Genomic DNA, 22,314 nt, shown 5'->3' on the forward strand with positions numbered 1-22,314 from the left:
CGCCGGGCCCAAGGGGCGCGACACAGGCTCCTACTCAGGAGCGGATGCGGCCAAATATTTACGCAGACGATCCACCCCATCGACCTTCGGACGCCCCTCCAGGATTTTGTCCACAACGGCCTTCAGGCGTGGACCGTTAAAGGGCTTCACCAAATAGCCGTCGACTCGGAAGGCCTTGGCCGCCTCAACAAACCGTGTGTCGGAATGGGAGGTCAACATAATCACCGGAGAATGCCGAGCTCCAAGCGACGAGGTGCGAAGGGTCTGCAGGAAATCAAACCCATTCATCGGCTTCATATCGATATCACACAGAATGGCCGTTGGCGTAAATCTCTCCAGAATGCGCATGGCCTCCGTTCCGTCCGAGGCCTCTTCCACGGTCGTGATACCAATCTTGAACAAAAACCCACGCAGAATATTCCGCACAACATCTTGATCGTCGATGATGAGAAAGTCGAACCCACTGTAATCTGTAATCTTCTTCATCCAAACTCCCTCCGATGAAACATGACTCCGCAGTCGCCCCATTGCCCAAGTATGCCAACGGATCCCCTATTGAGATGCAATCGCAGCCCGCACCTCAGCCAGGGCGCCGGGGATCCGGTCTTTTGCCTCGCGGGCGGCTTGGTCGATCTCACCGGACAAGACAAGAGATTCAAGCCGAGCACACAACGCCCCCAAAGCCAAGGCCCCAGTGGTATTCGCAGCCCCCTTGGCCGCATGCAGAAGAGCAAGCACTTCTGTCCCCTCACCCTCGGACAGTTGGGCGGTTGCATCCTCTAGAATGGGCGCGACCCGATCGACATTATCTGTCAACATCGCCCGTGCTTCCGCTGTAAAGCTATCGAAAATAAATAGGATGGAGGAGAGATCCAATACAGGGATCTCCTCGTTCATCGCTGGGTTCCCAAGTTCACGGCCCCCATCTTCCCTCAATTGTGGCCCGGACTCCAGAGACACTCCGCTGGACGAAGGCGCAAGCTCCTCCGGAGCCTCCTCCCTGCGCAGGGTCGCCCCGACCGGGAAACGACGCACAAGCATGTCTTCCAATGCCTTGGGATCGATCGGCTTGGTCAGATAGGCATCCATCCCCACTTCCGTGCAACGCAAAACGGTTTCGGGCATGACATCGGCCGTCAAGGCCACCACAGGCAGGCGAGCCGAGCCGAGCGCCTCTTCCTGTTCGCGCCAAGCCGCAACCAAACCGAACCCATCAAGGCCCGGCATTTGCAAATCCGTAATCAGAATCCCATAGCCCGCATTTGGATTTCGCAGCAGCTCCAGGGCTTCTTCTCCAGACGATACCATGTCATAGGCAAAGCCCAATCGCTCCAGAAAGCGCCCCAGTACAATCAAATTGGTTTTGTTGTCATCCACGATCAGCACCATGGCCTTGGCCAAGGTGGCATCCTCGCGCGAGGGCGCCACCCAACCGAGGGGCCTTGCCGCCACCGCCGCATGGCGGCCCTGACCGGGTGCCGCCTCGGGATCGCACAACAAGGCAACGGTTTCCAGGAACACATCCCGGCGAACCGGCTTGGTGACGATCGCGTCGGCCCGACCTGCCGTGTCCTGCCCGGCATTTCCCCGTGCCGCAAGCAACAGAACCGCAGGACGCCTGTCCGTCCCGCCCCCAGCCCCAGCCAGTTCGACAATTTCCTCCCGATCTTCCCGTGGGATGGCGTCGTCGAGAATCAGAAGGTCAAGGGGTGTCCCCAGATCTGATATTCGGGCTTTCGCGGCCTTGAGATAGGCCAGGATCCCCTTGCGCGTCACCTCACCAACGGTGGCCACAAGAACGCGGTATCCACTCAGGTCGGGCCCCTCGCACTTCTCCGACGCACCGTCCTGTTCGTCCTCCACGACCGGCAGGGACAGGCGGAACCAAAAGGTGGCCCCCTTTCCTTCCTTGGAAACGACACCGATCCGCCCGCCCATCATTTCCACCAGACGTTTGGAGATGGACAGCCCCAATCCGGTCCCGCCAAACCGACGCGCGGTGTCATCTTCGGCCTGCGAGAATGGGCGAAACAGCCGACTTTGTTGCTCTGGGGAAAGCCCGATCCCGCTATCGGAGACATCGAAGCGCAAGTTAGCCTTGCCATCCGCGACTCCCTGAAGGCCCATCCGCACCGAAACATGCCCCCGGTCCGTGAACTTGACCGCGTTGCCGATCAGATTCAGCAAAATCTGGCGGATGCGAACCGCATCCCCCACAAGACTCGACCGCATCCGGGGATCCACATAGACCACCAGCTCGAGCCCCTTTTCCTCCGCTTTCCGGGCCAGGAGTTCAGCCGCAGATTCAACCACATCGGATACGGAAAACGGCACCCTTTCAAGGGAGAGCATCCCCGCCTCGATCTTCGAGGTATCAAGAATATCGTTAATAATGGTCATCAAGGTCTCGCCGGAATCCCGGCACAGCGAAAGCAGGTAGCTTTCCTGGCTCCCGACAACGGAGGTTGACAGCAAGTCCAGTGTCGAGAGGACCCCGTTCAACGGGGTCCGGATCTCATGGCTCATGGAGGCAAGGAAGGAACTTTTGGCGCGGGCATGGCTCATGGCCTCGTTGCGGGCCAGGGTCAATTCTTCTTCGGCCAGTTTCCGGTCGCTGATGTCATTGGCCCCGACCAGGATACAGGACTCATCTTCGACGGTGATGGCCTGTCCGGTCAGCAGAACCCAAAGAATTTCCCCATATTCCGTCTGCAATTGTGTTTCGAAATCATCGACATACCCGCCATTTTCCAGACGCAGGCGGAACTCGTTCCAGGCCTCCTGACCGAACAGATCGGGAATGGTCTTCCAACTTTGTCCATTGGGAGAGACCGTATTGCCGAAGACTTCCGAGGCCCGGCGGTTGATCCGGATCAACATTCCATCCACCCGTCGACAAAGCAGCAACCAAGCCGGAGCCACCTCGAACACCCGGTTGGCTTGGCTTTCCAAATTCTTCCGGTCGGTGATATCGTTGATACTGACAAACAGAAGATTGTCGGCACCCGCTTCGATCCGCTGTCCACTCAACAGGACCGAAAGGGTTTGGCCATAGAGGGTTGTAACCTCGGCTTCCATGTCCTCGACGAAGCCCTGGCGCTCCATTCGGCCCATGAAGCGCCGTCTATTTTTGGACCCGATATAATCATCAAGAGTATGGGTCACCTGCCCCTGGCCAGGAGGATAGGGAAACAGCTCCGCCGCGCGGTTGTTGATCCGCGAGACGACCCGCGACGAGGCCTCGACCATGAACATGGGAAAGGGGGCGAACTGGAAAATTTGCCGAACGACCCCCACGGCCCGGTTCAGTTCGCCAATATTCCGGACGGAAAGAACCCGCTGGTCGCCCTCCCCCAGCGTCAGGGTGACAATCTCCAGATCCCGCCCATCCAGGGTGCGAAAGCAGTCCTGTCCCGAAGAGGCCGGAACGATGGCGAGCGGTTCCAGCAGGTCAGAAATCGCCCCCCCTTTTTTAAGGGGCCGCAGTCCCGGCCCGAGGAGGGACGAAAGCCCCTCGTCCCAGGATAGCAGCCGATCCTGCCGATCCAGTATGGCCACGGCCTGCCGCCCCGCCGCGACACGCCCCCCCTCTTCCAAAACGGACTTGATCCTTCTTGGGTCATTCATGCCAAACCACTACTCCGGTCGATCGAGAGCCCACCAGCACCCCCGCACCCCACCCGAGGCAAGAGAACTGGGCCAGGGTACAACCCTGATGAAATGAGATCTCGTAGAATGCCTGAATAATAACCGGTTTGACCAATACGCGAAAAATGACACCGTCGAATCAAGAAAAATGAGCCGAAAGTTAGGGAGAGACGGTACTATATTGTGGCGCAATAGTTCGTCATCGCGGGCTTGATTGCGACTCGAAGAAGAAAAACCCGGGCTCTCGCCCGGACCCAGTTGGGGAGGCACGGCCTCCCCAAACCCCGCGTTGCGGACTGTTCCATGCTGCTCCGCAGGGCCGCCTGCCCCCCTTCGGTCCCACCGGCAACAGACGCACTCCGACCCTTTATGGTGGAGCTGACAACCCATTCGAGATATACTTCGCTTGCCTGTCCGTCTCTCGGGCAAGCTTAGCGGCGACGAAAGGTGTAGGAGCACCTCCCGTCGCCTGACCACAACCCTGCTCAACCACAGGAGTAGCAGAGCCATGGCTAATGCTTGTTATATCCGATTGTTCGCCGTTTCCCCAGACCCGTCATGGGTTCGGGAGTGTTTCCTGGTGGTGAAGGCCGGAGGCTGAGGACCGGGCGCCGGGCGGGCCGGGTTTATCCTGGCACCCGCCTTGTCGGCTCGGCCCGTTCACCCGGCCCCGGTTCCGCCTCTGGCCCTGAGGAGTTCGGCCATGACATCGGAAACCCCCTATCCTTCGCCCATCTCCGCTTCCGTCTCCACCTCTGTCCCGGATCCGGCTGCCCTGCATATGGGCCGTCGGTTGACCCGGCGGCGGAATGACCTTCACCTGTCCCGTCGCTGGCTCGCGTCGCTACTGGGCATTCCACACCAGGATTTTCGCGCCTGGGAAGAGGGAACCTCGCGGATAGACGCGAAGACGCTCCACGACCTATCGGTTCTTCTGGACGTCCCCATGACCTATTTCGTCGAGGGCCTGGAGCCGCCATGCCGCCCCAAACGCCTGGAATCCCGCCTAATACCAAGGTGCGGTGAGTTTGACTCACCGCACCTTGGAAGCGGCCAAGTGGCCGCCGCGCCTTATGGCGCATAAAAGCCTGCGTGGCGTTTGAACGCAAGAAAAGCGGCGTGGGTTTCAACCCGCGCCGCTTGGTATAAGGGAGCATTTGACGCAGACCCTGCTTCACACCGCCCTGACCGCGCCCCCGACGGAGCGACGAACCCGCCTTCTCCGCCAGTTGGAGTCACCGTCCTAGAGTATCTTCGAGATCAAGTTGGGTCGCTTTGCGACCCAACTTGGCCTCGAAGATACTCTAAAATCTATATAATGAGAGTGAAACGGGGCCAGCTTGATTCAAGCTGATCCCGTTTCACTCTAGAGTATCTTCGAGATCGAGCTGGGCCACTTTGCGGCCAGGATATAGGACAAGTGGTGTTTTCCCGTCACGGGGCTTTGTCCCGTCCCCCCCCCTCTTTGGCTAGTCTGGGGCCGAAAGGTCCCAGACTAGCCAAAGAGGGGGGTTTGGGGGCATTGGCCCCCAAATGGGCTTGGGCAATCGCCCAAATTGGGAGGCGAGAACAGGGTGCGTACCCATCCGTTTGTCCTCGCATCCTCATCGTTCCCGGATGCTCTCGCTCTGGTAACGCTGTAGGGGGGCGAGCAGGTATTCGATGACGCGGCGTTTGCCGGTCTTCACTTCAGCCACGACGGTCATCCCCGGGGCGAGGCGGATATCCTTATCGTTGGCCTGGATCGTCGTTTTGTCCATATGCACCCGGGCCGGAAAGACCAGGCCCATCTTTTCGTCCTCAATGGCATCGGCAGACACGTCAATGACCTCGCCATTGAGTGTGCCGTATTTGGTGAAAGGAAAGCTGTCCACCTTTAGCGTCACGTCCTGGCCCACTTCGACGAAGCCGATGTCCTTGTTCAGGATCAGGGCCTGGACCTCCAAGGTTGCGTCCTCTGGTACGATGGTCATCAGCTTTTGCGCTTCGGTCACTACGCCCCCCACCGTATGCACGGCCAAGTCCTGCACTCGGCCCGCAACGGGACTGGAGAGGGTCCTTTTGTCCAGGCGGTCCCGGGCCTTGTCCAGCTCCCGGGCCAGGGAAAAGCGGTCTCTTCGGGTCTCCGACAGGCGTTTGAGGACGTCATGCCGGAAGGCTTCCCGTGCCCGGGCGTATTCGGCCAGCGCTGCGGCATGGGCGGCCCGGGCTTGATCCACCTGTTGAACCAGCACGCCCCGTTCCCCCTCGTATTCGGCCAGTGAGGCTTCCAACTCGAGAAAGTCCAGTTTGCCGGACAGCTGCTTGGCGACCAAGCCCCGATAGCTCTCCACCCGCTGTTGGGTCTTGGGGATGACCTTGTCCAGCCGGGCGATTTCCGCCTCCTTCACCTGGACTTCGGCTTCCGCCTGAGTCTCGGCGCTGGCGAGGCTGTCCAGGGTTGCCCAATGGTCTTGGATCTCACCCATCATGTAGCGCCGGTGCAGGTCCACCATTTCCGGCGGCGCCTCCAGTGGAGGGGTGAAGGCGGCTGCTGGATCGTCGGCCAGCAAAGCGTTGAGGCGGGCAATGGTCATATCCGTTTCCAGCAGCTCCCCGGCCATGCGTTCGGCGTCGGCCCGGGCATCCGCCGCGTCCAGCTCGACCAGGGGGGCTCCGGCGGCCACGCGTTGGCCCTCGACCACATGGATCACTCGAACCACCCCGGGCTCGAGTGGCTGAATCTCCTTGACCCGGCCGGTGGGCAGGATCTTGCCCTGGGCCGAGGCGATGACATCCACCTTGCCAAAAGTGGCCCAGAGGGTCGCGGTCAGAAAGGCACCACAGATGACCAGAATGAGGGTCCGTCCCATGGGGGAAGGCGGTGTTTCGGTGACCTCTAGAACAGCCGGCAGAAAGGCCTTGTCGCTCCGGTCGCCGCCAGTCTTGCCCTGAGCCTTGCGGGCCTTTTCCTGCGCCCGTTCGATCTCCAGGGCGGCCTTGCCCACATGGCCAAAGCGGGAGAAGAGGGCTCCGGTGCGCTCCAGCCCCCGGCGGAAGCCTTGCCAGCGATTGATGAGGCCATCGGTCATGATTGGGCGCTCTGTTTTGGCAAATGGGAGGTGCCGAGGATTAACCGCCCGTCCTCGCCCCTTTGAAAGGACACTGTCTGTCCTGGGGTTCCGGTGGATTTTGCTCTGGGTTGGGGTTTGGCCGCAACGGCGAGCTGTTGGGTTGGGGTTTCGGGCGCACGCGCTGGCGTCGGCACGGGGGTCGACACGGGGGCGGCCACTGGGGCGGCCACTGGGGCGGGCGCCTTGGACTGGGCCGCCCAGAGGGTGGCGTAGCGCCCCTTGAGCCGCAGCAGTTCGTCGTGGGCGCCCAGTTCCTCCACCCGCCCCTTTTCGATGACGGCGATGCGGTGGCAGTCCCGCAGGGTCGACAGACGGTGGGCGATGACGATCACCGTGCGGCCTTTGGTAATGGCGCGCATATTGGCCTGGATGGCCTGTTCGGATTCATAGTCGAGCGCCGAGGTCGCTTCGTCGAAAATGAGGATGCGTGGATCGCCCATCAGGGCCCGGGCGATGGCGATGCGCTGGCGCTGGCCGCCGGACAGGGAGCTGCCCCGCTCCTCAATACGCGTGTCGTAGCCTTCCTCCAGCTCAAGGATGAAGTCGTGGGCGCCCGCGAGTTTCGCCGCCTCCACCACGGCTTCCAGGGGAGCGGCCGGGTGGGTGATGGCAATGTTGTCCCGGACGGAGCGGGTGAACAGAAAGCTTTCCTGGGGGACGACGCCGATTTGGCGACGCAGCCAGGCGGGGTCGACCATGGTCAGGTCCGTGCCGTCAAGCAGAACCCGCCCGCTCTCCGGCACATGCAGCCGCTGAACCAACTTGGCCAACGTCGATTTTCCCGAGCCAGAGGGACCACAGACGCCGAGGGTCTCGCCGGCGCGGATCTCCAGATCCAGACCGCGTAGGATCTCTTTGCCTTGGGGTTGATAGCGGAAGATGGCCCGGTCGAAGGTCAGGGCACCCTTGAGCTCGGAGAGGGAGCCCTTGCCCGCCGCACCTTGGGTTTCAGGGCGGGTATTGAGGATATCGCCGAGGCGGGCGATGGAGACCCGCATCTGTTGGAAATCCTGCCACAGCTGAGCCAACCGCAAAATGGGCTGGGAGACCCGACCGGAGAGCATGTTGAAGGCCACCAATTGCCCCACGGTGAGGTCGCCGTCGATGACCAGTCGGGCGCCGTACCAAAGGGTGGCCGCCATGCAGGCCTTTTGGATGAACTGTACGCCTTGGCCCGCGATATTGCCGATTTGGGCGGCCTTAAAGGAGATGCCGACATAGCCCGCCAACTGCTCTTCCCAGCGGCGCTGCAATTGGGGCTCGACGGCGAGACTTTTGACGGTCTCGACGCCGCTCATGGTCTCCACCAGGAAGGCTTGGTTCTCCGCGCCGCGCCGGAACTTTTCCTCGACACGGGCGCGCAGGGTCGGGGTCACCAGGACCGAGAGGGTGATGTAGAAGGGGAAAGAGCCGACGACAATCCAGGTGAGCAGCGGCGCGTAGGAGAACATCACCGATAGAAAGATGACGGTGAAGGCCAGATCGATGACCAGAGTCAGGGCCGACCCCGTTAAAAAGGAGCGGACGGATTCCAACTCCCGCACCCGGGCGACGGTCTCGCCGACGCGGCGGGCGGCGAAATAGGCGATGGGCAGGCGGGTGAGGTGACGGTAGACCGACGCGCCCAGCTCCACATCCACGCGGTTGGTGGTGTGGCTGAAAATATAGGTCCGCAGGGCGCCGAGGACGGACTCGAAGAGGGAAATGAGGACCAGACCAATGACCAGCACATCCAGGCTGGTGAGCCCCCGGTGAACCAGGACCTTGTCGATGACCACCTGGAAGAACAAGGGGGTCACCAGGGAGAAGGTCTGAAGGAAGAAGGACGCGGCCAGGACCTCGCCGAAGAGTCTTCGGTACTTGATGACGGCGGGGATGAACCAGGAGATGTCAAAGGCCCGGGCCTCTCCGGCCAATTGGGCGCGGGTGGTCATGAGGATCAGGCGGCCGTCCCAGCGGTCCTCCAACTCCTCGCGCGTCGCCTCGACGGCTTTACCCTCGATCGGGTCGTGGAGGAGGACCCGGCTTTGGTCCGGGGCGATTTTGGCAATCAGAAACCAGCCGGAGCCGTCGCGGGTCCGAGCCATGGCAGGCAGCGGGGTGGCGGCGAGCCGGGACCAGCGACTGTCCACGGCTCGGGCCTTGATCTCCAGGCTTTTGGCCGCACGGAGGAGATCGGTTTCGGTGAAGGGCTGACCCTCCAGCCCCGCCTGACGGAGGAGGGTGTCCTCGCGGGCGGGGACCTCCAGGATGCGGGCGAGCAGCAGGAGGCAGGTCAGACCGGTGTCCCCGGGGGAGGATGTCTCCTCCCCCGGGGACTTGTCAGATGGGGCAACCGTCATGGTCTCGGTCACGAGATTTGCCAGCTACTCGCGATGACGGTGTCGAGGGCTTGATGCTGGTCGGTAGTGAGGTCTGTTTGACCAACCCCCGGGGGTGCGAAGGCGGCCATTGCCTGGACCAGGCTGTCCACATTGGCCGCAGACAGGATGGCCCCATCCGCCGTTTGGAAGGCGGAGACCTGGTTGTCTGCAGAGGTGTACCAATCCTTGACGGTAACACTGTCCCCGGTCCCGATGACGGAGAGCGTCAGGTCGTTGCCGGATTGACTGAGCCAGACCTGGTCCGCAGCGATCCCGTTGCCGAAGAGCGCCTTGTCCCCATCCGCGCCATGGCCGATGTTGTCGATGACATCGGCACCGGTGCCGCCCCCAACAAGGTAGGTGTCTGCGCCGTTGCCTCCGGTGAGAATGTCAGATCCAGAGGACCCGTATAGGGTGTTGTCCCCGTCCATGATTGCAGAGCCCCCTGTACTATCCGTCGCATCGGAGAACACCTTGGAAACGACGGCGGTGCCGCTCCCGTCGATGTTCTCCGATGTCCAGGAGGCGACGAAGCCCCCATCGGGTCGGGCTGCAAGGGTGACGTCGACCTGGTTGCCCAGGGTTGTGGTGTTGATCTGGAATTCCGCACCCAGAGGCATCCCATCGGCGCCATAACGGCGGGCATAAATGCCGTAGCCGCTTCCGTCCTGTCCGTTGGATTGCCATGCGATGACGAACCCACCATCTGCGGTGCCGATGACTTCCGGATCGTTCTGATGGGACATGGTGTATTCGTTGACCTGGAATGCGGCGCCCACAGCTTCGCCGCTGGCGTCATACTGCATGGCTTGGATGCCGTAACCGTTCCCATCTGTGGTCGAGGGCCATGTGACGATAAAGCCGCCGCCACTCAGGCTGGATACCGTCGAGGCCAGGTGTCCGTTGTTGGTCGTGACCAAAATTTCCTGGGTTAGGGCTTCGCCATCGGCCTTAAAAAGGCGCATCACCGGACCCTGGCCATCGCCGTGCCAGAGGGCGACCAGGGACCCATCGGCCAAAACCGTGATGTCCGGGTAGGATTGGGCGCCGGACTCGGCGATGTTGAACTGGAAGCGCTCGCCGACGGGCCGGTCATTGGCATCGAAGCGCTGCCCGAAGGAAGCCGAGTAGCTTGAGTCACCGCCTTGTATGGCGAGGATGTAGCCGCCGTCCTCCAGAGCGGAGACCTCGGTGAGGACTCCCTGTGCCAGGGTCATTTCCCCGCTAAGGGGCACGCCTTGGGCATCATAGCGACGGCCACGGGTATAGTTGTCGCCGCTGACCCAGGTGACCAAGAAACCACCACCTGACAGAGCGGTCACGGTTCCATCCCGGCGATTATCCGAGGCTCCGTCGTGGACGCCTCCATCGGTGAAGGGCATTTCGTTGACCGTGAACTCGTCCCCTATGGGGGTGCTGTCGGCGCCAAACCGCTGTCCGTAGACCATGGTGCCCACTGAACTTGGCGAAAACCAAGTGACCACATGGCTGCCATCGGCCAGAACCGCAACCCGCGCCCGGTCCTGGCTGTTCTCTGTGGTCGTGTTCACCGCAACCTCCTCGGATGAGACCAGGGAGGAGGTGAGAGAGAGGGTTTGGGCCGAGCCGGTTGCCCAGTCGCTCCAACTCAAGCCGTCTGTGGCCCGAACACGGAAGCTATCGGCGCCCAGGTCGGTTCCGCCCACGAAGGTGAGGCGGGAGAGCTCGTCAGCATCCAGGGTGATGACAGTGCCCGCAGCCACTTCCACGCCATCAAGCAGGAAATGGCCACTGCTCGCCCCGTCGGTATCGTCGACGAATTCGTACTGGGTGAGATGTTGCAGGCCACCGCGAACGGAGCCGTCGCCTTGGACATGGCTTCCTGTCACCAGGGCTTGGGCATCCAGAGAATTGGCCTCTGTGATCAGGACATCGTTGGCAACAATGACCGGGGGTTGGGTGGAGGCCGAGAACACTCTTGAGACGATGCCTGTCCCGTTACCTTCACCGTCGGTGTTCTCCGATGTCCAGGAGGCGACGAAGCCCCCATCGGGTCGGGCTGCGAGGGTGACGTCGACCTGGTTGCCCAGGGTTGTGGTGTTGATCTGGAATTCCGCGCCCAGGGGCGTGCCATCGGCGCCATAACGGCGGGCGTAGATGCCGTAGCCGTTTCCGTCCTGTCCGTTGGATTGCCATGCGATGACGTAGCCACCATCTGCGGTGCCGATGACTTCCGGATCGTTCTGATGGGACACGGTGTATTCGTTGACCTGGAATGCGTCGCCCACAGCTTCGCCGCTGGCGTCATACTGCATGGCTTGGATGCCGTAACCGTTCCCATCTGTGGTCGAGGGCCATGTGACGATAAAGCCGCCGCCGCTCAGGCTGGATACCGTCGAGGCGATATGTTCCCTGTTGGCTGGAAGCACGATTTCCGGGGTGATGGCATGGCCATCGGCATCATAAAGACGCATCACCGGACCTTGGGTGTCGTCATGCCAGAGGGCGACCATGGACCCATCGGCCAAAACCGTGATGTCCGGGTAGGATTGGGCGCCGGACTCGGCGGTGTTGAACTGGAACCGCTCGCCGACGGGCCGGTCATTGGCATCGAAGCGCTGGCCGAAGGAGCCCGAGTAGCTTGAGTCACCGCCTTGTATGGCAAGGATGTAGCCACCGTCCTCCAGAGCGGAGACCTCGGTGAGGATTCCCTGTGCCAGGGTCATTTCCCCGCTAAGGGGCACGCCTTGGGCATCATAGCGACGGCCACGGGTATAGTTGTCGCTGCTGACCCAGGTGACCAAGAAACCACCATCGGCCAGGGCTGTGATCGTCCCGTCCCGGCGATTATCTGACTTCCCGTCGTGAACGTTTCCATCGGTGAAGGGCATTTCGTTGACCGTGAACTCGTCCCCTATGGGGGTGCTGTCGGCACCAAACCGCTGCCCGTAGACCATGGTGCCCGCTGAACTTGGTGAAAACCAAGTGACCACATGGCTGCCATCGGCCAGAACTGCGACCCGCGCCCGGTCCTGGTTGTTCTCTTTGGTCGTGTTCACCGAAACCTCGTCGGACGAGACCAGAGAGGAAGTGAGGGGAAGGGTTTGGGCCGAGCCGGTTGCCCAGTCGCTCCAACTCAGGCCGTCTGTGGCCCGAACACGGAAGCTATCGGCGCCCAGGTCGGTTCCGCCCACGAAGGTGAGGCGGGAGAGCTCGTCAGCATCCAGGGTGATGACAGTGCCCGCAGCCACTTCCTCGCCATCAAGCAGGAAATGGCCACTGCCCACACCATCGGTATCGTCGACGAATTCGTACTGGGTGAGCTGTTGCAGACCACCGCGAACGGAGCCGTCGCCTTGGACATGGCTTCCTGTTACCAGGTCTTGGGCATCCAGAGGATTGGCCTCTGTGACCACGACATCGTTGGCAATAATGACCGGGGGCTGGATGGAGCCCGAGAACACCTTGGAGACGACGGCGGTGCCGCTGCCGTCGATGTTCTCCGATGTCCAGGAGGCGACGAAGCCCCCATCGGGTCGGGCTGCAAGGGTGACGTCGACCTGGTTGCCCAGGGTTGTGGTGTTGATCTGGAATTCCGCGCCCAGGGGTGTGCCATCGGCGCCGTAGCGGCGGGCATAAATGCCGTAGCCGCTTCCGTCCTGTCCGTTGGATTGCCATGCGATGACGTAGCCACCATCAGCGGTGCCGATGACTTCCGGATCGTTCTGATGGGACATGGTGTATTCGTTGACCTGGAATGCGTCGCCCACAGCTTCGCCGCTGGCGTCATACTGCATGGCTTGGATGCCGTAACCGTTCCCATCTGTGCTCCAGGGCCATGTGACGATAAAGCCGCCGCCGCTCAGGCTGGATACCGTCGAGGCGATATGTTCCCTGTTGGCTGGAAGCACGATTTCCGGGGTGATGGCATGGCCATCGGCATCATAAAGGCGCATCACCGGACCTTGGGTGTCGTCATGCCAGAGGGCGACCACGGACCCATCAGCCAAGACCGTGATGTCCGGGTAGGATTGGGCGCCGGACTCGGCGGTGTTGAACTGGAACCGCTCGCCGACGGGCCGGTCATTGGCATCGAAGCGCTGCCCGAAGGAACCCGAGTAGCTTGAGTCACCGCCTTGTATGGCGAGGATGTAGCCGCCGTCCTCCAGAGCGGAGACCTCGGTGAGGACTCCCTGTGCCAGGGTCATTTCCCCGCTAAGGGGCACGCCTTGGGCATCATAGCGACGGGCATGGGTATAGTTGTCGCCGCTGACCCAGGTGACCAAGAAACCACCATCGGCCAAGGCCGTGACCGTCCCGTCCCGGCGATTATCCGAGGCTCCGTCGTGGACGCCTCCATCGGTGAAGGGTATTTCGTTGACCGTGAACTCTTCCCCTATGGGGGTGCTGTCGGCGCCAAACCGCTGTCCGTAGACCATGGTGCCCGCTGAGCTTGGTGAAAACCAAGTGACCACATGGCTGCCGTCGGCCAGAACCGCAACCCGCGCCCGGTCTTGGCTGTTCTCTTTGGTCGTGTTCACCGCAACCTCGTCGGACGAGACCAGGGAGGAAGTGAGGGGGAGGGTTTGGGCCGAGCCGGTTGCCCAGTCGCTCCAACTCAGGCCGTCTGTGGCCCGAACGCGGAAGCTATCGGCGCCCAGGTCGGTTCCGCCCACGAAGGTGAGGCGGGAGAGCTCGTCAGCATCCAGGGTGATGACAGTGCCCGCAGCCACTTCCACGCCATCAAGCAGGAAATGGCCACTGCCCGCCCCTTCGGTAAGGTCGACGAATTCGTACTGGGTGAGCTGTTGCAGGCCACCGCGAACGGAGCCGTCGCCTTGGACATGGCTTCCTGTTACCAAGTCTTGGGCATCCAGAGGATTGGCCTCTGTGACCACGACATCGTTGGCAACAATGACCGGGGGCTGGGTGGAGGCCGAGAACACCCTTGAGACGATGCCTGTCCCGTTATCTTCACCATCACTGTTTGCTGAAGTCCAGGAGGCGACGAAGCCCCCATCGGGTCGGGCTGCGAGGGTGACGTCGACCTGGTTGCCCAGGGTTGTGGTGTTGATCTGGAATTCCGCGCCCAGGGGCGTGCCATCGGCGCTGTAGCGGCGGGCGTAGATGCCGTAGCCGTTTCCGTCCTGTCCGTTGGATTGCCATGCGATGACGTAGCCACCATCTGCGGTGCCGATGACTTCCGGATCGTTCTGATCGGAAATGGTATATTCGTTGACCTGGAATACGTCGCCCACAGCTTCGCCGCTGGCGTCATACTGCATGGCTTGGATGCCGTAACTGTTCCCATCTGTGGTCGAGGGCCATGTGACGATAAAGCCGCCGCCGCTCAGGCTGGATACCGTCGAGGCGAAGTGCTCCTTGTTGGCTGGAAGCACGATTTCCGGGGTAATGGCATGCCCAACGGCATCATAAAGGCGCATCACCGGACCCTGGCGATCGCCGTGCCAGAGGGCGACCATGGACCCATCAGCCAAAACCGTGATGTCCGGGTAGGACTGGGCACCTTCTTCGGCGATGTTGAATTGGAAGCGTTCGCCGACGGGCCGGTCATTGGCATCGAAGCGCTGCCCGAAGGAGGCAGAATAGCTTGAGTCACCGCCTTGTATGGCGAGGATGTAGCCGCCGTCCTCCAGAGCGGAGACCTCGGTGAGGACTCCCTGTGCCAGGGTCATTTCCCCGCTAAGGGGCACGCCTTGGGCATCATAGCGACGGGCATGGGTATAGTTGTCGCCGCTGACCCAGGTGACCAAGAAACCACCTTCGGCCAGGGCTGTGACCGTCCCGTCCCGGCGATTATCTGACTTCCCGTCGTGGACGCCTCCATCGGTGAAGGGCATTTCGTTGACCGTGAACTCGTCTCCTATGGGGGTGCTGTCGGCACCAAACCGCTGCCCGTAGACCATGGTGCCCGCTTGGCTTGGTGAAAACCAAGTGACCACATAGCTGCCATCGGCCAGAACTGCAACCCGCGCCCGGTCCTGGTTGTTCTCTTTGGTCGTGTTCACCGAAACCTCGTCGGACGAGACCAGAGAGGAAGTGAAGGGAAGGGTTTGGGCCGAGCCGGTTGCCCAGTCGCTCCAACTCAGGCCGTCTGTGGCCCGAACACGGAAGCTATCGGCGCCCAGGTCGGTTCCGCCCACGAAGGTGAGGCGGGAGAGCTCGTTGGCATCCAGGGTGATGATAGTGCCCGCAGCCACTTCCTCGCCATCAAGCAGGAAATGGCCACTGCCCGCACCGTCGGTATCGTCGACGAATTCGTACTGGGTGAGATGTTGCAGGCCACCGCGAACGGAGCCGTCGCCTTGGACATGGCTTCCTGTCACCAGGGCTTGGGCATCCAGAGGATTGGCCTCTGTGACCACGACATCGTTGGCAATAATGACCGGGGGCTGGATGGAGCCCGAGAACACCTTGGAGACGACGGCGGTGCCGCTGCCGTCGATGTTCTCCGATGTCCAGGAGGCGACGAAGCCTCCATCGGGTCGGGCTGCAAGGGTGACGTCGACCTGGTTGCCCAGGGTTGTGGTGTTGATCTGGAATTCCGCGCCCAGGGGCGTGCCATCGGCCCCGTAGCGGCGGGCATAAATGCCGTAGCCGCTTCCGTCCTGGGCATCGGACTGCCATGCGATGACGTAGCCACCATCAGCGGTGCCGATGACTTCCGGATCGTTCTGATTGGAATAGGTGTATTCGTTGACCTGGAATGCGGCGCCCACGGCTTCGCCGCTGGCGTCATACTGCATGGCTTGGATGCCGTAACTGCTCCCATCTGTGGTCGAGGGCCATGTGACGATAAAGCCGCCGCCGCTCAGGCTCGATATCGTCGAGGCGAAGTGTCCGTTGTTGGTCGTGACCAAAATTTCGTCGGTTAGGGCATGGCCATCGGCATCATAAAGGCGCATCACCGGACCCTGGCCATCGCCGTGCCAGAGGGCGACCATGGACCCATCGGCCAAAACCGTGATGTCCGGGTAGGATTGGGCGCCGGACTCGGCGATGTTGAACTGGAAGCGCTCGCCGACGGGCTGATCATTGGCATCGAAGCGCTGCCCGAAGGAAGCCGAGTAGCTTGAGTCACCGCCTTGTATAGCGAGGATGTAGCCGCCGTCCTCCAGAGCGGAGACCTCGGTGAGGATTCCCTGTGCCAGGGTCATTTCCCCGCTAAGGGGCACGCCTTGGGCATCATAGCGACGGCCACGGGTATAGTTGTCGCCGCTGACCCAGGTGACCAAGAAACCACCACCTGACAGAGCGGTCACGGTTCCATCCCGGCGATTATCCGAGGCTCCGTCGTGGACGTTTCCATCGGTGAAGGGTATTTCGTTGACCGTGAACTCGTCCCCTATGGGGGTGCCGTTGACGCCATACCGCTGTCCGTAGACCATGGTGCCCGCTGAGCTTGGTGAAAACCAAGTGACCACATAGCTGCCATCGGCCAGAACCGCAACCCGCGCCCGGTCTTGGCTGTTCTCTGTGGTCGTGTTCACCGCAACCTCGTCGGACGAGACCAGGGAGGAAGTGAGGGGGAGGGTTTGGGCCGAGCCGGTTGCCCAGTCGCTCCAACTCAGGCCGTCTGTGGCCCGAACGCGGAAGCTATCGGCGCCCAGGTCGGTTCCGCCCACGAAGGTGAGGCGGGAGAGCTCGTTGGCATCCAGGGTGATGACATTACCCGCAGCCACTTCCACGCCATCAAGCAGGAAATGGCCACTACCCGCCCCGTGGGTATCGTCGACGAATTCGTACTGGATGAGCTGTTGCAGGCCACCGCGAACGGAGCCGTCGCCTTGGACATGGCTTCCTGTCACCAGGGCTTGGGCATCCAGAGGATTGGCCTCTGTGACCACGACATCGTTGGCAATAATGACCGGGGGCTGGGTGGAGGCCGAGAACACCTTGGAGACGATGCCTGTCCCGTTACCTTCACCGTCACTGTTTGCTGAAGTCCAGGAGGCGACGAAGCCTCCATCGGGTCGGGCTGCGAGGGTGACGTCGACCTGGTTGCCCAGGGTTGTGGTGTTGATCTGGAATTCCGCGCCCAGGGGCGTGCCATCGGCGCCGTAGCGGCGGGCATAAATGCCGTAGCCGCTTCCGTCCTGTCCGTTGGATTGCCATGCGATGACGAACCCACCATCTACGGTGCCGATGACTTCCGGATCGTTCTGATGGGACATGGTGTATTCGTTGACCTGGAATGCGTCGCCCACAGCTTCGCCGCTGGCGTCATACTGTATGGCTTGGATGCCGTAACCGTTCCCATCTGTGGTCGAGGGCCATGTGACGATAAAGCCGCCGCCGCTCAGGCTGGATACCGTCGAGGCCAGGTGTCCGTTGTTGGTCGTGACCAAAATTTCGTCGGTTAGGGCTTGGCCATCGGCATTAAAAAGGCGCATCACCGGACCCTGGCCATCGCCGTGCCAGAGGGCCACCACGGACCCATCGGCCAAAACCGTGATGTCCGGGTAGGATTGGGCGCCGGACTCGGCGACGTTGAACTGGAAGCGCCCGCCGACGGGTTGGTCATTCGCATCGAAGCGCTGCCCGAAAGAGGCCGAGTAGCTTGAGTCACCACCTTGTATGGCGAGGATGTAGCCACCGTCCTCCAGAGCGGAGACCTCGGGGAGGATTCCCTGTGCCAGGGTCATTTCCCCGTTAAGGGGTATGCCTTGGGCATCATAGCGACGGGCATGGATGTAGTTGTTGCCGTTGACCCAGGTGACCAAGAAACCACCATCGGCCAAGGCCGTAACCGTCCCGTCCCGGCGATTATCCGAGGCTCCGTCGTGGACGTTTCCATCGGAGAAGGGTATTTCGTTGACCGTGAACTCGTCCCCTATGGGGGTGCCGTTGACGCCATACCGCTGTCCGTAGACCATGGTGCCCGCTGAGCTTGGTGAAAACCAAGTGACCACATAGCTGCCATCGGCCAGAACCGCAACCCGCGCCCGGTCCTGGTTATTCTCCTTGGTCGTGTTCACCGAAACCTCGTCGGACGAGACCAGGGATGTGCTCCCCTTGGGGGGGATCGACACGGTCACCACGCCGGTGGTCACCCCACCCTGCCCGTCGCTGACGGTATACTCGAAAGACCCGAGACCAACGAACGCCTCGTTTGGCGTGAAGGTGATGGTTCCCTCTTCGTCCAGGGTGACCGTGCCACCCTGGGCATTGCCGACACCGTCGAAGGTCAGGGGATCGCCCTCAGGGTCGCTGTCGTTGGCCAGAAGGTCATCAATCGTGGTCGTGACAGGCGTATCCAGGGTGGTCAGCAAAGTGTCCCGACCGATGATGGGTGCGTCGTTCACCGGCGCCACTGTTACGGTGATCTCCTGGCTGACAACGCCGCCATGGCCGTCGGAAACCTCCACCGTGAAGCTGTCGGTTCCTCCAAAGTTTTCGTCCGGTGTGTAGGCGTAGGTGCCGTCGTCGGCGAAGACCACCGTGCCATGGGCCGGTTTGTGGGCCTCGGGAACGGTATAGGTCAGATCGTCCCCGTCCACATCCGTGGCCACCACGGTACCCGTGATCACCGTGTCTTCGTCGCCGGTGCCCCCTTCGATGCTTTCGATCACCGGGTCGTCGTTGACCGGGGTCACCCGCACGGTCACCGTGGCGCTGTCATAGCCACCGTTGCCGTCGGTAATCGTATAGGTGAAGGTCGTGACGCCGTTGAAATCCTGGGCACCCAGGAAGGTGATGTCGCCGTTTTCGTCCAGCGTTACCGTTGAATCCGGGCCGTTGCCAACCGAGACGATCGTGAGGGTATCGCCATCGGGATCACTATCGTTGGCGAGCAGCAGTTCCTTGGGAATGGTCGCGGGGATGTCTTCCCAGATCACGAAGGCGGTGGGACGCCCATCGGGACCCAGCTCCACGGTCATGTCCGGGAATTCAATCACCTCCACATCCGTGACCGTGGTGGTGGACCCGTCCGGCCCCGTGATGGTCCAGCCCCCGTCTTCGTCGTCATAGGTGTAGTCGTAGTCGGAGGCTGGCGTATCGCCGTCGTTGAAGACAATGGTGTCGGTTCCATCGCCACCGCTGACGGTCGTGTCGCCGCCCCCACCAACAATAATGGTGTCGTCGCCGCCACCACCCTCGACCGTGGTGGGATCAGTTTGGGTGGAGGTGTCGACGGTGTCGTCGCCGCCACCGCCGATGACCACTTCGACGTTGGTGTCGCCCATATCAATGGTGACGGGGTCGTCACCGGTCACGATCACCGTATCGGTCCCCTCGCCGCCGTCGATGGTATCGCTATTGTCGCCACCTCCCGTGAAGATGGTGTCGTCACCACCGCCGCCATTGATGGTGTCATGGCCGCTGCCGCCGATGAGGGTGTCGTCGCCATCTCCGCCGTTGAGGGTGTCATCCCCACCTGTGCCAAAGAGGTAATCGTCGACGGCGATGGGATCGCTATTGCTGTCCACGTCCACGACTTCAACGGAGACGAGGGCTGTTCCCGTGCCGCCATGTCCGTCAGAGACCGTATAGGTGAAGGTCGCCGTGCCGGAAAAGCCCGTGTCTGGAACAAACAGCACATTGCCCGCGCCATCCAGGGTGACCGTGCCACCCGAGACGGAAGTGACCGAGGCGATGGTCAGGGTGTCACCGTCGATGTCGCTGTCATTGGCCAGCAGATCCTCGGCGAGGATGGTTCGGCTGGTATTCTTGACCGCGACCTGCGCGTCGTCGACGACGATCGGAGCGTCGTTGGCCCCGACAATGGTCAGGGTGACGGTCCCTTGGCTGGTCTGGCCATGGTCGTCGGTGACTTCATAGGTGAAGGACCGGCTGACCGTTTCTCCCACCGCCAGAGTCTCGAACGCGCCGTCGGGATTGTAGGAGAAGGTGCCGTCGCCATTGTTGACCAGGGTGCCGTCCACAGGCTGGGTGAGGATTTCGTAGGTCAGAACCGCGCCATTGTCCACGTCCGTGGCCGGGAAGGCGAAGCTTTGGGCCGGACCGTCCTCGGACACATCATGGGTAACGTTGGTCGCGACCGGACCATCATTGGCGCCGACGACGGTGATCGTCGCGGTGGCTTGGCTCGAGGCACCCTGTTCGTCGGTTACGGAATAGGTGAAGGAAACGACGCGCGTTTCTCCTTCGGCCAGGTCCTCGAAGTCTCCTGCGGGGGCGAAGGCGAAGGTGCCATCCCCATTGTTGACCAGAGTGCCTTCGGAGGGGGGGGTGACGACAGCGAAGGTCAGAACTGTGCCTGCGTCCTGGTCATATCCATCGAAGGCAAAGGTCTGGGCGGGCGCATCTTCTCCGATGGAATAGGATACGTCCGTTGCGACGGGGGCGTGATTGGTGCCAACGATGGTAATGGTTGCCGTGGCTTGGCTGATAGCATTGTGTTCGTCGAGGACGTAATAGGAGAAGGAAACCGTACTGGTCTCTCCTTCGGCGAGGCTGTCGAAGGCGCCTGCAGGATCGAAGGAGAAGGTGCCATCGCCGTTATTGATGACCGTTCCCTCGGCCGGTTGGGTCATGATGCCGTAGGTCAGAACGGCGCCGGAATCGACGTCCGTGCCGTTGAAGGCGAAGACCTGGGCGGCGCTGTCTTCATCGATGGAATAGGTGACGTCGGATGCAACGGGGGCATCATTTTCGCCTAGGACGGTAATGGTGGCGGTGGCTTCGCTCGAGTCCCCATTTTCGTCGGTGACGGAATAGGTGAAGGAGACGCTTCGGGTATCCCCTTCGGCCAGATCCTCGAAATCCCCGCTGGGGCTGAAGGCGAACAGACCCGTGTTTGTATTCCAGACGGTGCCTTCCGCAGGCTGTGTCAGGATGGCATAGGTCAAGGCGCCGGTTCCTGCGGATGCCTGGAAGGCGAAGGCCTGGACGGAATCGTCCTCTTGGATGTCGTAGGTGACGTCTTGGGCAACGGGCCCTTCATCGGCACCAATGACGGTGATGGTCGCCGTGGCTTGGCTGATGGCGTTGTGTTCGTCTAGGACGTAATAGGAAAAGGAGACCGTCTGGGTTTCGCCCTCGGCGAGGCTTTCGAAAGCGCCTGCCGGATCGAAAGCAAAGGTGCCGTCGCCGTTATTGACCACCGTTCCCGCAGCGGGCTGGGTCATGATGCCATAGGTCAGAACCGCGCCGTTATCGATGTCCGTGCCGTCGAAGGCGAAAACCTGGGCAGCGCTGTCTTCGTCGATGGAATAGGCAACGTCGGATGCAACGGGGCCATCATTTTCACCGACAATGGTGAGGGTGGCCGTGGCTTCGCTTGAGTCCCCATTTTCGTCGGTGACGGAATAGGTGAAGGAGACCGAGCGTGTTTCCCCCTCGGCCAGATCTTCGAAATCGCCGCTGGGGCTGAAGGCGAACAGACCCGTGTTCGTATTCCAGACGGCGCCTTCTGCGGGCTGCGTCAGGATGGTATAGGTCAAGGCGCCGGTGCCTGCGGACGCCTGGAAGGCGAAGGCCTGGACGGGATCGTCCTCGTTGATGTCGTAGGCGACATCCTGGGCGACAAGCCCCTCATCAGCGCCAAGGATGGTCATGGTCGCCGTGGCCATATTGATGGCGCCATGCTCGTCAAGGACATAATAGCTGAAGGAGACGGTTTGGCTTTCCCCTTCGGCCAAGTCCTCGAAGTCCCCGTTGGGGTCGAAGGAAAAAGTCCCATTGCCATTGTTCACAACCACGCCTGCATTGGGCTGGGAGATGATGCCAAAGGTCAGCGTCGCGCCGTTATCGATATCCGTGCCATTGAACGCGAAGACCTGAGCCGGATCGTCCTCACCGATGTCATAGGCGACGTTTGCCGCGACGGGTCCATCATTGGCACCGACAATGGTGATGGTCGCAGTCGCTTGGCTGGAGGCGCCGTTCTCGTCCGTTACCTGGTAGGTGAAGGTGACATTGCGTGTTTCCCCCTCTGCCAGATCCTCGAAGTCCCCATTCGGGTCAAAAGCGAAGGTTCCGTCGCCTGTGTTCCAGACCTGACCCTCGGAGGGAAGGCTCAGGATGGAATAGGTCAAGGTGCTGTCCCCGCTCGCTTCGCCAAACGCGAAAATATGAGCGGGGCTGTCTTCGCCCGTGGAATGGGAGCTGTCGGAGGTCGTGGGAGCAGGGCACATGAGGGCATTCCTTCTGAACGTTTCTCGTATTGGTAGTTTCTATTTCGTAGACTACCGATGGGGGCGCTCTGTGAGTTCTAGGTGTGCTTT

General features: G+C 61.5%; 6 protein-coding genes. 1 reads left to right on the forward strand and 5 read right to left on the reverse strand.

The window, feature by feature from the left end:
* Positions 1-30 precede the first annotated feature (30 nt).
* Together ACLIRY_RS10900 and ACLIRY_RS10905 are read right to left on the reverse strand one after the other, a co-directional pair.
* A complete protein-coding gene (locus ACLIRY_RS10900) occupies positions 31-486 on the reverse strand; it encodes a two-component system response regulator (RefSeq protein WP_413205419.1) in 456 nt (151 codons plus the stop codon).
* 66 nt (positions 487-552) lie between these two features.
* Positions 553-3,627: an ATP-binding protein gene (locus ACLIRY_RS10905; protein ID WP_413205420.1), complete on the reverse strand. Its 3,075-nt coding sequence runs from the start codon at positions 3,625-3,627 to the stop codon at positions 553-555.
* A 724-nt stretch (positions 3,628-4,351) separates the two neighbouring features.
* Here ACLIRY_RS10905 and ACLIRY_RS10910 point away from each other — a divergent pair.
* Positions 4,352-4,732 (forward strand): helix-turn-helix domain-containing protein, encoded by a 381-nt coding sequence (locus ACLIRY_RS10910; protein WP_413205421.1) that lies wholly within the window; start codon positions 4,352-4,354, stop codon positions 4,730-4,732.
* A gap of 520 nt (positions 4,733-5,252) precedes the next feature.
* On the opposite strand, the gene ACLIRY_RS10915 is transcribed toward ACLIRY_RS10910, so the two are convergent.
* The 3 genes from ACLIRY_RS10915 to ACLIRY_RS10925 are packed head-to-tail and all read right to left on the reverse strand — an operon-like array spanning position 5,253 to position 22,224.
* Positions 5,253-6,719, reverse strand: a complete 1,467-nt coding sequence (locus ACLIRY_RS10915) for an HlyD family type I secretion periplasmic adaptor subunit (protein ID WP_413205422.1) — start codon at positions 6,717-6,719, stop codon at positions 5,253-5,255.
* Positions 6,716-9,115 carry a type I secretion system permease/ATPase gene (locus ACLIRY_RS10920; RefSeq protein WP_413205423.1) on the reverse strand — a complete coding sequence of 800 codons (2,400 nt, stop codon included), beginning with the start codon at positions 9,113-9,115 and terminating at the stop codon, positions 6,716-6,718. Before ACLIRY_RS10920 ends, ACLIRY_RS10915 begins: the two co-directional genes overlap by 4 nt.
* Positions 9,112-22,224: a tandem-95 repeat protein gene (locus ACLIRY_RS10925; RefSeq protein ID WP_413205424.1), complete on the reverse strand. Its 13,113-nt coding sequence runs from the start codon at positions 22,222-22,224 to the stop codon at positions 9,112-9,114. Before ACLIRY_RS10925 ends, ACLIRY_RS10920 begins: the two co-directional genes overlap by 4 nt.
* Between the last annotated feature and the right edge of the window lie 90 nt (positions 22,225-22,314).

This window comes from Rhodospirillum sp. A1_3_36, from assembly GCF_047263945.1.
GTDB lineage: Bacteria > Pseudomonadota > Alphaproteobacteria > Rhodospirillales > Rhodospirillaceae > Rhodospirillum.

What these genes read in the sequence shown, in the direction of transcription:
- ACLIRY_RS10900 (WP_413205419.1), bottom strand. Translation starts at nt 486, where the DNA reads ATGAAGAAGATTACAGATTACAGTGGGTTCGACTTTCTCATCATCGAC.
- ACLIRY_RS10925 (WP_413205424.1), bottom strand. Translation starts at nt 22,224, where the DNA reads ATGTGCCCTGCTCCCACGACCTCCGACAGCTCCCATTCCACGGGCGAA.
- ACLIRY_RS10910 (WP_413205421.1), top strand. Translation starts at nt 4,352, where the DNA reads ATGACATCGGAAACCCCCTATCCTTCGCCCATCTCCGCTTCCGTCTCC.
- ACLIRY_RS10905 (WP_413205420.1), bottom strand. Translation starts at nt 3,627, where the DNA reads ATGAATGACCCAAGAAGGATCAAGTCCGTTTTGGAAGAGGGGGGGCGT.
- ACLIRY_RS10915 (WP_413205422.1), bottom strand. Translation starts at nt 6,719, where the DNA reads ATGACCGATGGCCTCATCAATCGCTGGCAAGGCTTCCGCCGGGGGCTG.